At 71.9% G+C, this 18,565-nt stretch carries 16 protein-coding genes; 15 read left to right on the forward strand and 1 reads right to left on the reverse strand.

Translation table 11 applies throughout. The features are described 5' to 3' along the window. Positions 1 to 100: 100 nt before the first annotated feature. On the reverse strand, positions 101 to 2,302 hold the full coding sequence (locus tag CD790_RS08570; protein ID WP_144382428.1) for an elongation factor G-like protein EF-G2: 2,202 nt from the start codon (positions 2,300 to 2,302) through the stop codon (positions 101 to 103). A 185-nt stretch (positions 2,303 to 2,487) separates the two neighbouring features. Here CD790_RS08570 and pgsA point away from each other — a divergent pair, with 185 nt between their 5' ends. The 15 genes from pgsA to CD790_RS08645 all read left to right on the forward strand — a co-directional run bounded on the left by pgsA (position 2,488) and on the right by CD790_RS08645 (position 18,437). Continuing rightward, positions 2,488 to 3,156: a phosphatidylinositol phosphate synthase gene (gene pgsA / locus CD790_RS08575; RefSeq protein ID WP_144382429.1), complete on the forward strand. Its 669-nt coding sequence runs from the start codon at positions 2,488 to 2,490 to the stop codon at positions 3,154 to 3,156. Then, on the forward strand, positions 3,153 to 4,085 hold the full coding sequence (locus CD790_RS08580) for a phosphatidylinositol mannoside acyltransferase (RefSeq protein ID WP_144382430.1): 933 nt from the start codon (positions 3,153 to 3,155) through the stop codon (positions 4,083 to 4,085). Before pgsA ends, CD790_RS08580 begins: the two co-directional genes overlap by 4 nt. A 13-nt stretch (positions 4,086 to 4,098) precedes the next feature. After that, a complete protein-coding gene (locus tag CD790_RS08585) occupies positions 4,099 to 5,274 on the forward strand; it encodes a glycosyltransferase family 4 protein (protein ID WP_144382431.1) in 1,176 nt (391 codons plus the stop codon). Positions 5,275 to 5,383: 109 nt separating this feature from the next. Continuing rightward, positions 5,384 to 5,923 (forward strand): hypothetical protein, encoded by a 540-nt coding sequence (locus tag CD790_RS08590; protein WP_260867419.1) that lies wholly within the window; start codon positions 5,384 to 5,386, stop codon positions 5,921 to 5,923. Positions 5,924 to 6,163: 240 nt separating this feature from the next. Then, entirely contained in the window at positions 6,164 to 7,087 is a 924-nt protein-coding gene (gene pdxS, locus CD790_RS08595) for a pyridoxal 5'-phosphate synthase lyase subunit PdxS (RefSeq protein WP_144382433.1), read from the forward strand. A gap of 274 nt (positions 7,088 to 7,361) precedes the next feature. Continuing rightward, the gene (pdxT, locus tag CD790_RS08600; RefSeq protein ID WP_144382434.1) at positions 7,362 to 7,955 is read left to right on the forward strand and encodes a pyridoxal 5'-phosphate synthase glutaminase subunit PdxT; all 594 of its coding nucleotides are present in this window, start codon (positions 7,362 to 7,364) and stop codon (positions 7,953 to 7,955) included. Between the two features lie 113 nt (positions 7,956 to 8,068). Next, positions 8,069 to 8,821 carry a YebC/PmpR family DNA-binding transcriptional regulator gene (locus CD790_RS08605; RefSeq protein WP_144382435.1) on the forward strand — a complete coding sequence of 251 codons (753 nt, stop codon included), beginning with the start codon at positions 8,069 to 8,071 and terminating at the stop codon, positions 8,819 to 8,821. 165 nt (positions 8,822 to 8,986) lie between these two features. Beyond that, positions 8,987 to 9,520: a crossover junction endodeoxyribonuclease RuvC gene (gene ruvC, locus CD790_RS08610; RefSeq protein ID WP_144382436.1), complete on the forward strand. Its 534-nt coding sequence runs from the start codon at positions 8,987 to 8,989 to the stop codon at positions 9,518 to 9,520. Next, on the forward strand, positions 9,517 to 10,137 hold the full coding sequence (ruvA, locus tag CD790_RS08615) for a Holliday junction branch migration protein RuvA (protein WP_144382437.1): 621 nt from the start codon (positions 9,517 to 9,519) through the stop codon (positions 10,135 to 10,137). Before ruvC ends, ruvA begins: the two co-directional genes overlap by 4 nt. 123 nt (positions 10,138 to 10,260) lie before the next feature. Further along, positions 10,261 to 11,352: a Holliday junction branch migration DNA helicase RuvB gene (ruvB, locus tag CD790_RS08620; RefSeq protein WP_186318928.1), complete on the forward strand. Its 1,092-nt coding sequence runs from the start codon at positions 10,261 to 10,263 to the stop codon at positions 11,350 to 11,352. Positions 11,353 to 11,588: 236 nt separating this feature from the next. Continuing rightward, on the forward strand, positions 11,589 to 12,101 hold the full coding sequence (yajC, locus tag CD790_RS08625) for a preprotein translocase subunit YajC (RefSeq protein ID WP_144382438.1): 513 nt from the start codon (positions 11,589 to 11,591) through the stop codon (positions 12,099 to 12,101). A gap of 154 nt (positions 12,102 to 12,255) precedes the next feature. Then, positions 12,256 to 14,055 carry a protein translocase subunit SecD gene (gene secD, locus CD790_RS08630; RefSeq protein WP_144382439.1) on the forward strand — a complete coding sequence of 600 codons (1,800 nt, stop codon included), beginning with the start codon at positions 12,256 to 12,258 and terminating at the stop codon, positions 14,053 to 14,055. A 1-nt stretch (position 14,056) separates the two neighbouring features. Next, on the forward strand, positions 14,057 to 15,190 hold the full coding sequence (secF, locus tag CD790_RS08635) for a protein translocase subunit SecF (RefSeq protein WP_144382440.1): 1,134 nt from the start codon (positions 14,057 to 14,059) through the stop codon (positions 15,188 to 15,190). Beyond that, on the forward strand, positions 15,187 to 15,741 hold the full coding sequence (locus tag CD790_RS08640; RefSeq protein ID WP_144382441.1) for an adenine phosphoribosyltransferase: 555 nt from the start codon (positions 15,187 to 15,189) through the stop codon (positions 15,739 to 15,741). The genes secF and CD790_RS08640 overlap by 4 nt, the downstream gene beginning before the upstream one ends. Positions 15,742 to 15,923: 182 nt before the next feature. Next, positions 15,924 to 18,437 carry a bifunctional (p)ppGpp synthetase/guanosine-3',5'-bis(diphosphate) 3'-pyrophosphohydrolase gene (locus CD790_RS08645; RefSeq protein WP_144382442.1) on the forward strand — a complete coding sequence of 838 codons (2,514 nt, stop codon included), beginning with the start codon at positions 15,924 to 15,926 and terminating at the stop codon, positions 18,435 to 18,437. Positions 18,438 to 18,565: the final 128 nt, after the last annotated feature.

Here is an 18,565-nt window from a genome sequence, read left to right on the forward strand (position 1 = left end):
AGTTGGGGCGGGCGGCCGTCCTCCGTCCGCCTCCGTCGCGGGGCGATCCCGGATCACGCCCGTCGCGGGGCGGGACCCCGGGTCGCCTCCGTCGCGGAGTTCAGCCGCCGTTCTGCGCGGCCTGCTCGCGCAGCCGGTCGGCCAGTTGCCGCGGCATCGGCTCGTGCCGGGCGTAGGACCGGGAGAACCGGCCGGTTCCGTGTGACAGGGAGCGCAGGTCGATGGCGTACCGCCCGATCTCGATCTCCGGGATCTCGGCCTTGATCAGGGTGAGTCCGCCGGGGGACTGCTCGGTGCCCATCACCCGGCCACGCCGCCCCGACAGATCGCTCATCACCGCGCCCACGTGCTCGTCGGCGACGAGCACCCGCACTTCGACCACGGGCTCCAGCAGGTCGATCCGGCTCTCGGCGGCCGCCTCGCGCAGCGCCAGGGCGCCCGCGGTCTGGAAGGCGGCGTCGGAGGAGTCCACCGAGTGCGCCTTGCCGTCGAGCAGCGTGACCCGCACGTCCACCAGCGGATATCCGGCCGCCACGCCGCGCGCGGCCTGGGCGCGCACGCCCTTTTCCACGGACGGGATGAACTGGCGCGGCACCGCTCCGCCGACCACCTTGTCCACGAACTCGATCCCGGAGCCGCCCGGCAGCGGTTCCACCTCGATCTCGCAGATGGCGTACTGGCCGTGGCCGCCGGACTGCTTGACGTGCCGGCCGCGCCCGCCGGCCTTCTCGGCGAAGGTCTCGCGCAGCGACACCTTGTGCGGCACGGTGTCGACCTGCACGCCGTAGCGTGAGCGCAGCCGTTCCAGGGCGACGTCCTTGTGGGCCTCGCCCAGGCACCACAGGACCACCTGGTGGGTGTCCTGGTTCTGCTCCAGGCGCATGGTCGGGTCCTCGGCCACCAGCCGGGCCAGCCCCTGGGACAGCTTGTCCTCGTCCGGCTTGCTGTGCGCCTGGATGGCGACGGGCAGCAGCGGGTCGGGCATCACCCAGGGCTCCATGAGCAGCGGGTCGTCCTTGGCGGACAGGGTGTCACCGGTCTCGGCCCGGCTGAGCTTGGCCACGCAGGCCAGGTCGCCGGCGATCGCCTGGGGCAGGGTGCGCTGCTGTTTGCCGAAGGGGGCGGACAGGGCGCCGACCCGCTCGTCGACGTCGTGGTCCTCGTGGCCGCGGTCCTCCAGGCCGTGCCCGGAGACGTGCACCGTCTCGTCGGGACGCAGCGTCCCCGAGAAGACCCGGACCAGCGAGAGCCGGCCCACATACGGATCGGAGGAGGTCTTGACCACCTCCGCGGCCAGCGGGCCCTCCGGGTCGCAGGCCAGCGGGGGGCGCGGGGCGCCCTGCGGGGTGGTGACGGTGGGGTTCTCGCGCTCCAGCGGCGTGGGGAAGCCGCCGGTGATCAGCTCCAGGAGCTCGACGGTGCCCAGGCCGTGCCGGGCGCCGTCGGTGGCCGGCGCCGCGGCCAGCACGGGGTGGAAGGTGCCGCGGGCGACGGCCTTCTCCAGGTCCTCGATCAGCGTCTTCACATCGATCTCGGCGCCGCCCAGATAGCGGTCCATCAGGGTCTCGTCCTCGCTCTCGGCGATGATCCCCTCGATGAGCCGGTTACGGGCCTCCTCGATCAGCGGCAGCTGGTCGGCGGTGGGCTCGGAGTCCGAGCGCTCGCCGCCCGCGTAGTCGAAGACGCGTTGGGACAGCAGCCCGATCAGGCCGGTCACCGGCGCGTGGCCGTCCGGGCCCGGCGCGCCGCGCAGCGGCAGGTAGAGCGGCAGGACGGCGTCCGGATCGTCCCCGCCGAACGCCGCGCGGCAGGTCTCGGTCATCTCCTCGAAGTCGGCGCGGGCCGCTTCCAGGTGCGTGATCACCAGGGCGCGCGGCATGCCCACCGCCGCGCACTCGTCCCAGACCAGGCGGGTGGCGCCGTCCACCCCGTCCGCCGCCGAAACGACGAAGAGGGCCGCGTCCGCTGCCCGCAGACCGGCCCTCAGCTCCCCGACGAAGTCGGCGTACCCGGGGGTGTCCAATAGATTGATCTTGATTCCGCCCCATTCCACGGGGACCAGGGACAGCTGTACCGACCGTTGCTGTCGGTGTTCGATCTCGTCGTAGTCGGACAGACAACCGCCGTCCTCCACCCGACCCGCCCGGTTCACCGCGCCCGTGGCCAGCGCCAGGGCCTCCACGAGCGTGGTCTTTCCCGATCCACTGTGGCCGACCAGCACCACGTTCCGTACAGAGCTGGGCCGGTCGGCCGTCACTGCCCTGCCGGCGGCCCCTGGGTGCGTACCTGTCTTCTCGCCCATGTGTCTCGCCTCCCGGTCGACACCTGCGGTACTTCGAGCTTTCCACCCTGGTAACGGACCGTCCATACGTCGCACATCCAGCCGTTGCGTGATGCGTTCGTGTCGCCCCCCTGCGGCGTGGCTACGATGGGCCAGCCGGTGGCCTCTTGACCACCCGGCCCGATATCGACCCTCTTGGGAAGGCCATGCTGAACAAGTACGCGCGTGCATTCTTCACGCGTGTTCTCACACCGTTCGCCGCGCTGCTCATCCGCCTCGGGGTGAGCCCCGACGCGGTGACCCTGGTCGGGACCGGCGGTGTGATCACGGGAGCGCTGGTCTTCTACCCCCAGGGAGAGTTCTTCTGGGGCACGGTCACCATCACCCTCTTCGTCTTCTCCGACCTGATCGACGGCAACATGGCCCGCCAGCTGGGCCGGTCCAGCCGCTGGGGCGCCTTCCTGGACTCCACGCTCGACCGGGTCGCCGACGGCGCGATCTTCGGCGGACTGGCGCTCTGGTACGCCGGCAGCGGCGACGACAACGCGCTGTGCGCGGTGGCGATCTTCTGCCTGGCCAGCGGACAGGTCGTGTCCTACACCAAGGCGCGGGGCGAGAGCATCGGGCTGCCGGTGAACGTGAACGGGCTCGTGGAGCGCGCCGAGCGACTGGTGATCTCGCTGGTGGCCTGCGGCTTCTCCGGCCTGCACAAGTTCGGCGTGCCGCATGTCGACGTCCTGCTGCCGATCGCGCTGTGGATCGTGGCCGCGGGCAGCTTCGTCACCCTCGTGCAGCGGGTCGTCACCGTCCGCAAGGAGGCGGCCGAGGCGGACGCCGCGGCTGAGCCGGTGGCCCACGGAGGCGACGCACGGTGAAGGACCGGCTGACCGACGCGCTGTACGGCCTGGGCTGGAGCACGGTCAAGAAGCTCCCGGAGCCGGTGGCCGTGCGCCTCGGGCAGCGCATCGCCGATGTGGCCTGGAAGCGACGGGGCGCGGGCGTGCTCCGCCTCGAAGCGAACCTCGCGCGGGTCGTCCCCGACGCCTCCGCCGGCCGGCTCGCGCGGCTCTCCCGCGCGGGCATGCGGTCCTACATGCGCTACTGGATGGAGTCCTTCCGACTCCCGGCATGGAGCGCGGAGCGCATCGAGGCCAGCTTCACCTGCCACGACGCGCACCACCTGCAGGACGGGCTGGCCAGCGGCCGGGGCGTGGTGCTGGCCCTGCCGCACCTGGCCAACTGGGACCTGGCCGGCGCCTGGGTCACCACCACGCTCGGCGTGCCCTTCACCACCGTCGCGGAGCGGCTCAAGCCGGAGAGCCTCTACGACCGGTTCGTGGCCTACCGCGAGAGCCTGGGCATGGAGGTGCTGCCGCACGAGGGCGCCGCCGCCTTCGGCACCCTGGCGCGGCGGCTGCGCGCCGGCGGCCTGGTGTGCCTGGTCGCCGACCGGGACCTGTCGGCCTCCGGGGTCGAGGTGACGTTCTTCGGCGAGGCGGCGAAGATGCCCGCCGGCCCCGCCATGCTGGCCGCCCAGACCGGGGCGCTGCTGCTCCCGGTCACCCTCTGGTACGACGACTCGCCGGTCATGCAGGGGCGGGTGCATCCGCCGATCGAGGTGCCCGAGACCGGCGGCCGGGCCGAGCGCGTGGCCCGGATGACCCAGGAGCTCGCCGACGCCTTCGCCTCGGGCATCGCCGACCACCCGCAGGACTGGCACATGCTCCAGCGGCTGTGGCTCGCGGATCTGGAGCCCGGCCGCGCGACGCGCGCCCAGGGCCCTGGCGGGCCGAAGACGCTGTGAGGACGGAGACACTGTGAGGATCGGGATCGTCTGCCCGTACTCCTGGGACGTGCCCGGAGGCGTGCAGTTCCACATCCGAGACCTGGCCGATCACCTGATTCGGCTCGGACACGAGGTGTCCGTACTCGCGCCGGCGGACGACGACACCCCGCTGCCGCCGTACGTGGTCTCCGCCGGACGCGCCGTACCCGTGCCCTACAACGGTTCGGTCGCACGGCTGAACTTCGGGTTCCTGTCGGCCGCGCGGGTGCGCCGCTGGCTGCACGAGGGCGACTTCGAGGTCATCCACATCCACGAGCCCACCTCGCCCTCGCTCGGCCTGCTCACCTGCTGGGCCGCGCAGGGGCCGATCGTGGCGACCTTCCACACCTCCAATCCGCGCTCCCGCGCGATGATCGCCGCCTATCCGATCCTCCAGCCGGCCCTGGAGAAGATCAGCGCGAGGATCGCGGTGAGCGAGTACGCCCGGCGCACCCTGGTGGAGCACCTGGGCGGCGACGCGGTGGTGATCCCCAACGGCGTCGACGTCGACTTCTTCGCCCGCGCGGAGCCCCGGCCGGAGTGGCAGGGGGACACCCTCGGCTTCATCGGCCGCATCGACGAGCCGCGCAAGGGCCTGCCGGTCCTGATGCGCGCGCTGCCGAAGATCCTGGCCGAGCGGCCGCGGACCCGGCTGCTGGTGGCCGGGCGCGGTGACGAGGTGGAGGCCGTCGCCGGCCTGCCCGCGGAGATGCGGGAGCGCGTCGAGTTCCTGGGCATGGTCAGCGACGAGGACAAGGCACGGCTGCTGCGCAGCGTGGACGTCTATGTGGCGCCGAACACCGGGGGGGAGTCGTTCGGCATCATCCTGGTCGAGGCGCTGTCCGCCGGCGCCACCGTCCTCGCCAGCGACCTGGACGCCTTCGCCCAGGTGTTGGACGGCGGAGCCGCCGGCGAGCTCTTCGTCAACGAGGACGCCGAGGCGCTGGCCGACGCCGCCCTCAAGCTGCTCGCCGACCCGGCGCGCCGCGCGGAGCTCGGCGACCGCGGCAGCCGCCATGTGCGGCGCTTCGACTGGTCCACGGTGGGCGCCGACATCCTGGCCGTCTACGAGACCGTCACCGACGGCATGGCCTCCGTCGCCGCCGACGACCGCACTGGCACCCCCGCGCGGGTGGCCGTTCGCGAACGCCTCCGCCGCCGCGCCTGAGACCGCCCGAGACGGCGACCCCGCATCCGCCCCGACCATGTGACGGGGGCGGGGAGCGGGGCCGCGGTCGCACCGGAGGCGCATGTCGCAGGCGGTAGCGTGGCTGCGCGTGAGCACTCTCATCTGGATCGCGGCCGTCCTGATCGTCATCGCCGTCTACCTGAGCTGGACGGCGGGACGCCTGGACCGGCTGCACAGCCGCCTCGACGCGGCGCGGGCGGCGCTGGACGCGCAGCTGCTGCGGCGTGCCTCGGTGGCGCAGGAGCTGGCGACCGCGGGGGTGCTCGATCCCGCGGCCTCGATCGTCCTCTACGAGGCGGCGCACGGGGCGCGGCAGGCGGAGGAGGAGCACCGCGAGGTGGCCGAGAGCGAGCTGAGCCAGGCGCTACGGGCCGTCCTGGGCGAGCCGGGGCAGCTGGAGGCGGTCCACGAGGCGCCCGGCGGCGACCAGGCGCTGGGGGAGCTGACGGAGGCCGTCCGGCGGGTCCCGATGGCCCGGCGGTTCCACAACGATGCGGTGCGCGCCGCGCGGGCGCTGCGCCGCCACCGTACGGTGCGCTGGTTCCGCCTGGCGGGGCACGCGCCGTTCCCGATGGCCTTCGAGATGGACGACGAGCCGCCGACGGCCCTGGTCGTACGGGCCGCCTGACGGGTTACCCGTCCGCTCCACGGCACGGCGGTCGGCCCCCGCGCGGCCCGGGACTCCGCGCGGACCGGCGCAACGAGCCACCGGACTCGGATTGGCCCTTGTCGCTCGCCGGGGCCAGCGGCTTTTGTCTGTCGTGTAGCAGTGAGGCCGGCGACCTGGACCAGTTGGCGGATCAGGGGCCGGCGTCGAACGAGCCTACGATTGGCTCATCGCCTTTTCACCGTCAAGTGAGGTCAAACCGTGTCCAGCACGCTCCCCAGCACGCCCCGGCCCGACGAGGCTCCCGCGACCGGCACCGCCCGCGTGAAGCGCGGCATGGCCGAGCAGCTCAAGGGCGGCGTGATCATGGACGTCGTCACCCCGGAGCAGGCGAAGATCGCCGAGGACGCCGGTGCCGTCGCGGTGATGGCCCTGGAGCGGGTCCCGGCCGACATCCGTAAGGACGGCGGCGTCGCCCGCATGTCCGACCCGGACATGATCGAGGGCATCATCAACGCCGTCTCGATCCCGGTCATGGCCAAGTCCCGCATCGGCCACTTCGTCGAGGCCCAGGTGCTCCAGTCGCTCGGCGTGGACTACATCGACGAGTCCGAGGTGCTGACCCCGGCCGACGAGGTCAACCACTCTGACAAGTGGGCCTTCACCACGCCCTTCGTCTGCGGCGCCACCAACCTGGGCGAGGCCCTGCGCCGCATCGCCGAGGGCGCGGCCATGATCCGCTCCAAGGGCGAGGCCGGCACCGGCAACGTCGTCGAGGCCGTCCGTCACCTGCGTCAGATCAAGAACGAGATCGCCAAGCTGCGCGGCTTCGACAACCACGAGCTGTACGCCGCCGCCAAGGAGCTGCGCGCCCCGTACGAGCTGGTCAAGGAGGTCGCCGAGCTCGGCAAGCTGCCGGTCGTGCTGTTCTCCGCCGGTGGCGTCGCCACCCCGGCCGACGCGGCCCTGATGCGCCAGCTCGGCGCCGAGGGCGTCTTCGTCGGCTCCGGCATCTTCAAGTCCGGCGACCCGGCCAAGCGCGCCGCCGCCATCGTGAAGGCCACCACCTTCTACGACGACCCGAAGATCATCGCGGACGCGTCCCGCAACCTCGGCGAGGCCATGGTCGGCATCAACTGCGACACCCTGCCCGAGGCCGAGCGCTACGCCAAGCGCGGCTGGTAGTCGAAGCGCTTCCACAGCCGGTGGGCGGTCCGCGCCGACAGCGGGCCGCCCCCGACGAGTGAACGAAGGTGCCCGGCTCCCCGCCGTGGACGCCCGGCCGCGCGGTCGCGTACGGACTCCGGCCCGTACAGACCGTTCCAGGCCGGCGAGTGAGCCGAAGGGCGCGCGGCCGCCGAACCGTCGGCGGTCGCCACAGCGCCTGGAGGCGAACCGAGCCCTCCCCCCAGGGGGCGCCCGGAGGCGAACCGAGCCCTGAAAGAGAGAGGTCCCACCCGTGTCCACCCCCCTCATCGGCGTTCTCGCCCTGCAGGGCGACGTCCGCGAGCACCTGGTCGCGCTCGCCGCGGCCGACGCCCAGGCCCGTCCAATCCGCCGCCCCGAGGAGCTCGCCGAGGTCGACGGCCTGGTAATCCCCGGTGGCGAGTCCACCACGATGTCGAAGCTCGCCGTCATCTTCGGGATGCTGGAGCCGCTGCGCGAGCGGGTGCGCGCCGGGCTGCCGGTCTACGGCACCTGCGCCGGCATGATCATGGTCGCGGACAAGATCCTGGACGGTCGCGAGGACCAGGAGACGCTCGGCGGCATCGACATGATCGTGCGCCGTAACGCCTTCGGCCGCCAGAACGAGTCCTTCGAGGCCGCGATCGACGTCGCCGGCATCGAAGGCGGGCCCGTCGAGGGCGTGTTCATCCGCGCCCCCTGGGTGGAGTCGGTGGGCGCCGCCGCCGAGGTGCTCGCCACCTACGACGGCCACACCGTCGCGGTCCGCCAGGGCAACGTGCTGGCCACGTCGTTCCACCCGGAGCTCACCGGCGACCACCGGGTACACGCCCTGTTCGTCGACATGGTCCGCGCGGCACGGCGGTAGGCACCCCGTCCGGAGTTCACAGGAGAGTGGCGGTGGGCGACGGGTGGGGCACGAGATCCCGGTAGGATCTCAGACGTTGGTTTCTCAGGGAGTTACGCGAAGGAGACAGTCGGATGTCCGGCCACTCTAAATGGGCTACGACGAAGCACAAGAAGGCCGTGATCGACGCCAAGCGCGGCAAGCTCTTCGCGAAGCTCATCAAGAACATCGAGGTCGCGGCGCGCATGGGCGGCGCCGACCTGGACGGTAACCCGACGCTCTACGACGCCGTCCAGAAGGCGAAGAAGCAGTCGGTCCCCAACAAGAACATCGACTCCGCCATCAAGCGCGGTGCCGGTCTTGAGGCGGGCGGCGCCGACTACCAGACGATCATGTACGAGGGCTACGGTCCGAACGGCGTCGCGGTGCTGATCGAGTGCCTGACCGACAACCGCAACCGTGCCGCCTCCGACGTCCGCGTCGCCATGACCCGCAACGGCGGCTCGATGGCCGACCCGGGCTCGGTCTCGTACCTGTTCAACCGCAAGGGCGTCGTGATCGTCGCCAAGGGCGAGCTGACCGAGGACGACGTCCTGGGCGCGGTCCTGGAGGCGGGCGCCGAGGAGGTCAACGACCTCGGCGAGTCCTTCGAGGTGGTCTCCGAGGCCGGCGACCTGGTCGCGGTCCGCACCGCCCTGCAGGAGGCCGGCATCGACTACGACTCGGCCGACGCCAACTTCCTCCCCACCATGCAGGTGGAGCTGGACGAGGAGGGCGCGCGCAAGATCTTCAAGCTGATCGACGCGCTGGAGGACAGCGACGACGTGCAGAACGTCTTCGCCAACTTCGACGTCTCCGACGACGTGATGGCCAAGGTCGACGCCTGACCGGGGTCGACGCCTGGCCGAGGGCGAGCGTGAGCCCGCACACCACGGCGTGACGCGAGGGGCCGACGGGACACACACCCGTCGGCCCCTCGCTCTGTCAGTGGCAGCCACTAACCTGCAGGAACAGATGGCCGAAGCCGTGCGGCCGGCGAGGGGAGGGACCTGATGCGGGTGCTGGGGGTGGACCCGGGGCTGACCCGGTGCGGCATCGGGGTGGTCGACGGCGTGGCCGGTCGACCGCTGCGGATGCTCGGCGTCGGCGTCATCCGGACCCCGGCCGACGCGGACATCGGCGCCCGCCTGGTCGCCGTCGAGCGCGGCATCGAGGAGTGGCTGGACGCGCACCGGCCCGAGTGCGTGGCGGTGGAGCGGGTGTTCAGCCAGCACAACGTCCGTACGGTCATGGGCACCGCGCAGGCCAGCGCCGTCGCCGTGCTCTGCGCCGCCCGCCGCGGGCTGCCGGTCGCGCTGCACACCCCCAGTGAGGTCAAGGCGGCCGTCACCGGCTCGGGACGCGCGGACAAGGCCCAGGTCGGCGCCATGGTCACACGGCTGCTGCGGCTGGACGCCCCACCCAAACCGGCCGACGCCGCCGACGCCCTGGCGCTGGCCATCTGTCACATCTGGCGCGCCCCCGCCCAGAACCGGCTACAGCAGGCTGTCGCCGCCCACCGCACGATGAAAGGCCGCACCGCATGATCGCCTTCGTTTCGGGCCCGGTGGCCGCCCTCGCCCCCACAACGGCCGTGATCGAGGTCGGCGGTGTGGGCATGGCCGTCCAGTGTGCCCCGGGCACCCTCTCCACGCTGCGGGTCGGCGAGTCCGCCCGGCTCGCCACCTCCCTGGTCGTGCGGGAGGACTCGCTGACCCTCTACGGCTTCGCCGACGACGACGAGCGCCAGGTCTTCGAGCTGCTCCAGACCGCCAGCGGCGTCGGCCCCCGGCTCGCCCAGGCGATGCTCGCCGTGCACTCCCCGGACGCGCTGCGCCGTGCCGTGGCCGGCGGCGACGAGAAGGCCCTGACCGCCGTGCCCGGCATCGGCAAGAAGGGCGCGCAGAAGCTGCTGCTGGAGCTGAAGGACCGCCTCGGTGATCCGGTCGGCAGCGCTCCGCGCATGGCCGCCGCGCCCCCTGCCGCGGCCTGGAGCGACCAACTGCACACGGCGCTCACCGGCCTCGGTTACGCGCCCCGGGAGGCGGACGACGCCGTCGCGGCGGTGACCCCGCAGGCCGAGGCCGCCCTCGCGGCGGGCGACCGGCCGCAGGTCGGCCAGCTGCTGCGGGCCGCCCTGCAGACCCTCAATCGGGCCCGATGAGCGCCCCGGCGACCGCCGCCGCACCCCCGACGCGCCGGTCCCAGGAGCCGCCTGGGCGGGTCCTGGTCCGTATCCACCCCGAGGCCGGCGGCCTGGCCGCCACGATCCGTGAGGCGAACCGTAGTGAACTGGGACGATGAGTCCGCACCCGCACCGGTGGGCGGGTCGCCCGCCGGTGGCGACCGGCTCGTGGGAGCCGCCGCCGACGGCGAGGACCAGGCCATCGAGGCGGCGCTGCGCCCCAAGGACCTCGGGGAGTTCGTCGGTCAGGAGCGGGTCCGCGAGCAGCTGGACCTGGTGCTCAAGGCGGCCCGCCAGCGGAACGGCACCGCCGATCACGTGCTGCTGTCCGGCGCGCCCGGCCTCGGCAAGACCACCCTGTCGATGATCATCGCGGCCGAGATGGGGGCCCCGATCCGCATCACCTCCGGCCCCGCCATCCAGCACGCCGGCGACCTCGCGGCGATCCTCTCCTCGCTCGCCGAGGGCGAGGTGCTCTTCCTCGACGAGATCCACCGGATGTCCCGGCCCGCCGAGGAGATGCTCTACATGGCGATGGAGGACTTCCGCGTCGACGTGATCGTCGGCAAGGGCCCCGGGGCCACCGCCATCCCGCTGGAGCTTCCGCCCTTCACCCTGGTCGGCGCCACCACCCGGGCCGGTCTGCTGCCGCCCCCGCTGCGCGACCGCTTCGGCTTCACCGGGCACATGGAGTTCTACACCCCGGCCGAGCTGGAGCGGGTCATCCACCGCTCCGCGCGGCTGCTGGACGTGGGGATCGAGGAGGAGGGCGCCGCCGAGATCGCCGGCCGTTCCCGCGGCACCCCGCGCATCGCCAACCGGTTGCTGCGTCGCGTGCGGGACTACGCCCAGGTGAAGGCCGACGGCGTGGTCACCCGCGAGGTCGCCACCCGCGCCCTGGACGTGTACGACGTGGACGGCCGCGGCCTGGACCGGCTGGACCGGGCGGTGCTGACCGCGCTGCTGAAGCTGTTCGGCGGCGGCCCGGTGGGGCTGTCGACGCTGGCGGTCGCGGTGGGGGAGGAGCGCGAGACGGTCGAGGAGGTCGCCGAGCCGTTCCTGGTGCGCGAGGGGCTGCTGGCCCGCACGCCGCGTGGTCGGGTGGCCACCCCGGCGGCCTGGGCGCACCTCGGACTGACACCCCCGCAGGCGCCGCACCCGGCCGGCGGTCAGCAGGGGCTCTTCGGGGCCTGAGCGGAGGAGCGGGCCGGCGGAGGCGTCGTCTGCCGCCGGCCCCGGAAGGTCACGTGAGGTAATCGCCCCGCGACGGCGCGGAAACTGGTCGGTTCAGGAACCCGGGTGCCATGCTGGGCGTTGTTCCATTGGCGCGAGCTCGCTTAGACTCCGCCGATGCCGTCCGTCTGGGACGGCATACCTACCCCCGTAGACCAGGCCGCTTCCCCGCGGTCGTGCGAAGGAATCTCCGTCCCGTGAATCCCGTGACTCTCCTGCCGTTCATCGTGCTCATCGGGGCCATGTTCCTGATGACCCGCTCGGCCAAGAACAAGCAGCGCCAGGCCATGCAGATGCGTGACAACATGCAGCCGGGCTCCGGTGTGCGCACCATCGGCGGCATGTACGCCACAGTCAAGGAGGTCCACGACGACACCGTCCTCCTTGAGGTCGCGCCCGGCGTGCACGCGGTGTACGCGAAGAACGCGATCGGTGCCGTCCTGGAGGACTCGGAGTACAACCGCATCGTGCACGGCATCGACCCCGAGGCGGCGACCGCCGACGAGGACGCCCCGGTCGTCCCCGACGACGTCTCCTCGCTGACCGACTCCGCCGCCGCGGGCGACGACGTCCAGAAGATCGCTCTGGACAAGTCCGACGCCCCGGCGAAGGCCGAGACCGCCGACAAGACCGAGGCCGCCGAGAAGGACGAGGCCGGTCAGAAGGCCGAGCAGGCCGCGGACGGCAAGGGCGACGCCGAAGCGAAGTAGCCCGAAATGCCCTCAGGGAACCGCGACGCGCCTCCGCTCGGTGCGCCGCGGTTCCCGGGCGGTTAGGCTCCGGCGGGGGCTGGTCCCCACAACACTTCGTGGCCGCCCGCCGCACAGCGGGTGCGGGGGCGGTTGGACAGGGAGATACGAGAAGGTGGCAGCACCGAAGAAGGGCCGCAGGTCCCCTGGGACACAGGGCAGGCCCGGGCGCGCCCTGGTCGTGATCCTGATCGCCATCGTGGCACTCACCGGGGGGATGTTCATCTCCGGCCACACCACGCCGCGGTTGGGTATCGATCTCGCGGGCGGCACCAGTTTCACGCTGGAGGCCAAGAACCAGCCGGGCAGGCCCAACGCGATCAACTCGGACAACATGAAGACCGCCGTCGACATCATCGAGCGGCGGGTCAACGGTCTGGGTGTGTCCGAGGCCGAGGTCCAGACGCAGGGCGACAAGCACATCATCGTGAACATCCCCAAGGGGATGAACGCGAAGCAGGCCCGCAAGCAGGTCGGCACCACCGCCCAGCTGTTCTTCCGGCCCGTGGTGACCTACACCGAAGGCGGCAGGACGCCGCAGCCGGATGCCACCCCCGACCCCGGCGCCAGCGCGCCCGGCAAGGACAAGCAGCAGGGCGACAAGGGCGACAAGGACCAGGCCGACAAGGGCGACAAGGCCGACGGCTCCACCGCCAAGCCCGGCCCCACGGCCAGCACCCAGGGCCGCCCCGTCTCCGAGGGCCTGCGCGCCGACGAGACCCCGAAGCCGACCGGGACCCCGCAGGACAAGGGCGGCAAGGACTCCGCGGACAAGAAGGCCGAGGACAAGAAGGCCGAGGACGAGAAGTCCGACGCCGAGGACCTGAACGCCCAGCTGGCGGCCCTCGACTGCTCCACCGAGGCCAGCCGTGCCAAGGCCGGTGAGGCCGCCGCCGCGGGCGACCCGAAGAAGTCGATCGTCGCCTGCTCCACCGAGGGCGACCGCAAGTTCATCCTCGGCCCCTCCGAGGTCGAGGGCACCGACGTCGACGACGCCTCCTCCGTCTACCAGCCCGGCGAGGGCTGGATCGTCCAGCTGGACTTCACCAACAAGGGCGCCGACAAGTTCGCCGACGTCACCAGCAAGCTGGCCGCCCAGGCCCCGCCGCAGAACCAGTTCGCCATCGTGCTGGACGGCGCGGTCGTCTCCGACCCGAGCGTCACGCGGACCATCGCCGGCGGCAACGCCCAGATCTCCGGCAGCTTCAGCCAGCAGGAGTCCGAGGACCTGGCCAACGTGCTGTCCTACGGCGCGCTGCCGCTGACCTTCGACATCGCCGACGAGACCACCGTCTCCGCCGCCCTCGGCAGTGAGCAGCTGCGGGCCGGTCTGATCGCGGGCGGCATCGGCCTCGCGCTCGTGATGATCTACCTCGTCGTGTACTACCGCGGTCTGTCGCTGGTGGCCATCGCGAGCCTCGGGGTCTCCGCGATCCTCACTTACGCGATCATGGTGCTGCTCGGCCCGGGCATCGGCTTCGCGCTGAACCTGCCGGCCGTCTGCGGTGCGATCGTGGCCATCGGCATCACCGCCGACTCGTTCATCGTCTACTTCGAACGCATCCGGGACGAGATCCGCGAGGGCCGCACGCTGCGGCCGTCGGTGGAGCGCGCCTGGCCGCGCGCCCGCCGCACCATCCTGGTCTCCGACTTCGTGTCCTTCCTCGCCGCCGCGGTGCTCTTCATCGTCACCGTCGGCAAGGTGCAGGGCTTCGCGTTCACCCTCGGCCTGACCACGCTGCTCGACGTCGTGGTGGTGTTCTTCTTCACCAAGCCGCTCATGACGATCCTGGCCCGGAAGAAGTTCTTCGCCAGCGGCCACCCGTGGTCCGGTCTGGACCCCAAGCGCCTCGGCGCCCGCCCGCCGCTGCGCCGCGGCCGTCCCACCGCCCCCGTCGACACGAAGGAGGCGTGAGATGTCGCGACTCGGCACCCTCGGCGCCAAGCTGTACCGAGGCGAGGTCGGTTATGACTTCGTCGCCAAGCGCAAGCTCTGGTACGGCATCTCCATCCTCATCACCATCACGGCCATCGTCGGCCTGGCGGTGCGCGGCCTGAACATGGGCATCGAGTTCTCGGGCGGCGCCGTCTTCACCACGCCCAAGGCGAGCATCTCCACCGAGCAGGCCCGGGAGACCGCGGAGGCGGCCTCCGGCGGCCACACCGCCGTCGTCCAGAAGCTCGGCGACGGGCGCATGCGCATCCAGATCAGCGAGCTGGACACCAACGAGGCGCAGCCGGTCCAGGAGGCGCTCGCCAAGAAGATGGGCGTCGAGGCATCCAAGATCAACTCGCAGCTCGTCGGCCCCAGCTGGGGTGAACAGATCGCCAGCAAGGCATGGCAAGGTCTAGCGATCTTCATGGTGTTGGTGGTGATCTATCTCGCCATCGCCTTCGAGTGGCGCATGGCGCTGGCGGCCCTGATCGCGCTGGTCCACGACCTCACCATCACCGTCGGCGTCTACGCGCTGGTCGGCTTCGAGGTCACCCCGGGCACGGTGATCGGTCTGCTGACGATCCTCGGCTACTCCCTCTACGACACCGTCGTCGTCTTCGACGGTCTGAAGGAGGGGGCGAAGGGCATCACCAAGCAGACCCGCTACACCTACAGCGAGATCGCCAACCGCAGTCTCAACGCCACCCTGGTGCGTTCCATCAACACCACGATCGTGGCGCTGCTGCCGGTCGCCGGCCTGCTCTTCATCGGCGGCGGCGTCCTCGGCGGCGGCATGCTGAACGACATCTCGCTGGCCCTCTTCGTCGGCCTCGCCGCCGGTGCCTACTCGTCGATCTTCATCGCGACGCCGCTGGTCGCCGACCTGAAGGAGCGCGAGCCGGAGCTGCGGGCGCTGGCCCGCCGGGTGCGCGCCAAGCGCGCAGCGGCCGGCAAGGCCGGGGCCGAGGGCCAGGACCAGCCGGCCGACGCCGACGCCGAGCCGGAGCAGGACGACGACGCGGACGACGCCACCCCGGCCGGGGTCGTCGGCCAGCGTCGCCAGCCGGCGGCCCGCAACCGCGGGCGGGGCCGTCCCTCGGGGAAGCGCCGATGAGCGCGGCGGGCAGCCAGGAGCTGCGGGAACTGCTGCTCAGTCGGATCGTCGACGTCCCGGACTACCCGCAGCCGGGAGTGATGTTCAAGGACATCACCCCGCTGCTGGCCGACGCCACGGCCTTCGGCGCGCTCACCGAGGCGCTCGCCGAGCTCTGCGTCAGGCACGGCGCGGACAAGGTCGTCGGACTCGAAGCCCGCGGCTTCATCCTGGCCGCGCCGGTCGCGGTCCGCGCCGGCCTCGGCTTCGTCCCGGCGCGCAAGGCCGGCAAGCTGCCCGGCGCCACCCTGGGCCAGGCGTACCAGCTGGAGTACGGCACCGCCGAGATCGAGATCCACGCCGACGCGCTGGCGCCCGGCGACCGGGTCCTGGTCATCGACGACGTACTGGCCACCGGCGGCACCGCCGCGGCCTCGCTCCAGCTCATCCGGCGGGCCGGCGCCCAGGTCGCCGGCGTCGCCGTGCTGATGGAGCTGGGCTTCCTCGACGGCCGTGGCCGGCTGGCGGCCGATCTCGACAACGCGCCGCTGGAGGCGTTGATCACGGTCTGAGCCGGGGCCGACCGCCCAGAGGGCGGAAAACTCGGACAATCCAGAGGGCGGGAATCCGGATCATGCGGATTCCCGCCCTTCGGCGTGCGAGGAGAGCGGCGGTCGCTGAGCGGCGGGAGTGGCGGGATCGATACCATGGCATCCCGACCGCTATATGGTCCGGCACCGCTTGAGGAGTGCTCTTGCCAGACGAGGCCAAGCCGCTGACCGCCGCGCATCCGGACGAGCCGACCGCAGCCCCCGACGCCACGGCGGGCGCGGCCACGCCCAAGAAGGCCGGCGAGACCGCGTCGCGGCCCGCGCCGAAGCCCCCGGCCACCCCGGCCGGCCTGGCCGGAGCGACATCCGCGACCCCCGCCCCGGCACGCCCGCTCCAGGGCCCCGCGCCCCGCTCCGGCTCGTCCAACCGGGTCCGCGCTCGCCTGGCCCGTCTCGGCGTCCAGCGCTCCAGCCCGTACAACCCGGTCCTGGAGCCGCTGCTGCGCATCGTGCGCGGCAACGACCCCAAGGCGGACACGGCGACGCTGCGCCAGATCGAGCGCGCCTACCAGGTCGCCGAGCGCTGGCACCGCGGCCAGAAGCGCAAGAGCGGCGACCCGTACATCACCCATCCGCTGGCGGTGACCACCATCCTCGCCGAGCTGGGCATGGACCCGGCCACCCTGATGGCGGGGCTGCTGCACGACACCGTCGAGGACACCGAGTACGGCCTGGAGACCCTGCGGCAGGACTTCGGCGACCAGGTCGCCCTGCTGGTCGACGGCGTGACCAAGCTGGACAAGGTCAAGTTCGGCGAGGCCGCGCAGGCCGAGACCGTGCGCAAGATGGTCGTGGCCATGGCCAAGGACCCCCGGGTGCTGGTCATCAAGCTGGCCGACCGGCTGCACAACATGCGCACCATGCGCTACCTCAAGCGGGAGAAGCAGGAGAAGAAGGCCCGCGAGACGCTGGAGATCTACGCCCCGCTGGCGCACCGGCTGGGCATGAACACCATCAAGTGGGAGCTGGAGGACCTCGCCTTCGCGATCCTCTACCCCAAGATGTACGACGAGATCGTCCGGCTGGTCGCCGAGCGGGCGCCCAAGCGTGACGAGTATCTGGCCATCGTCACCGATCAGGTGCAGGGCGACCTGCGGGCCGCGCGCATCAAGGCGACCGTCACCGGCCGCCCCAAGCACTACTACTCCGTGTACCAGAAGATGATCGTGCGGGGCCGCGACTTCGCCGAGATCTACGACCTGGTGGGCATCCGGGTCCTGGTCGACACCGTCCGCGACTGCTACGCGGCGCTGGGCACCATCCACGCGCGGTGGAACCCGGTGCCGGGGCGGTTCAAGGACTACATCGCGATGCCCAAGTTCAACATGTACCAGTCGCTGCACACGACGGTCATCGGGCCCAGCGGCAAGCCGGTCGAGCTGCAGATCCGCACCTTCGACATGCACCGCCGCGCGGAGTACGGCATCGCCGCGCACTGGAAGTACAAGCAGGAGGCCGTCGCCGGCGCCTCCAAGGTGCGCACCGACGTGCCGCGCCATCCGGGCAAGGGCGCCGGCACGGACACCGTCAACGACATGGCCTGGCTGCGGCAGCTGCTGGACTGGCAGAAGGAGACCGAGGACCCCGGCGAGTTCCTGGAGTCGCTCCGCTTCGACCTGTCCCGCAACGAGGTGTTCGTCTTCACCCCCAAGGGCGACGTCATAGCGCTCCCCGCGGGTGCCACTCCCGTGGACTTCGCCTACGCCGTGCACACCGAGGTCGGCCACCGCACCATAGGGGCGCGGGTCAACGGGCGCCTGGTGCCCCTGGAGTCGACGCTGGACAACGGCGACCTGGTGGAGGTCTTCACCTCCAAGGCGTCCGGCGCCGGCCCGTCCCGCGACTGGCTGGGCTTCGTCAAGTCCCCGCGCGCCCGCAACAAGATCCGTGGCTGGTTCTCCAAGGAGCGCCGCGACGAGGCGATCGAGCAGGGCAAGGACGCCATCGTCCGCGCGATGCGCAAGCAGAACCTGCCGATCCAGCGCATCCTCACGGGCGACTCGCTGGTCACCCTCGCGCACGAGATGCGCTATCCGGACATCTCCTCGCTCTACGCGGCCATCGGCGAGGGCCATGTCTCCGCGCAGAGCGTCGTGCAGAAGCTGGTCCAGGCGCTCGGCGGCGAGGAGGCGGCCAACGAGGACATCGCCGAGACCGCCCCGCCGATCCGCACCCGCACCAAGCGGCGCTCCAGCGCCGACCCGGGCGTCGTGGTCAAGGGCGTCGAGGACGTGTGGGTCAAGCTGGCCCGCTGTTGTACGCCGGTGCCGGGCGACCCCATCATCGGCTTCGTCACCCGCGGCAGCGGCGTCTCGGTGCACCGCGCGGACTGCGTCAACGTCGACTCGCTCTCCCAGCAGCCCGAGCGCATCCTGGACGTCGAGTGGGCGCCCACCCAGTCCTCGGTCTTCCTGGTCGCCATCCAGGTGGAGGCGCTGGACCGCTCGCGGCTGCTCTCCGACGTCACGCGCGTGCTGTCCGACCAGCACGTCAACATCCTCTCCGCGGCCGTCCAGACCTCCCGTGACCGCGTCGCCACCTCCCGCTTCACCTTCGAGATGGGCGACCCCAAGCACCTGGGCCACGTCCTGAAGGCCGTACGCGGCGTGGAGGGCGTCTACGACGTCTACCGGGTGACCTCGGCCCGCCAGCGCTAGCCCCGCGGGCGGCGCGGCTGGTTTCGTACATGGCGTGCCCCCGGGGCAGGGGCTGTGCCCTCGGGCGGGCGTCGTGGTGCCTCCCGGCAGAAGCCCCGTGGCGGCTGCTGGCGGTGTGGCACCGCCGG

It is taken from the genome of Streptomyces sp. SAJ15 (assembly GCF_007595705.1).
Taxonomy (GTDB): domain Bacteria; phylum Actinomycetota; class Actinomycetes; order Streptomycetales; family Streptomycetaceae; genus Streptomyces.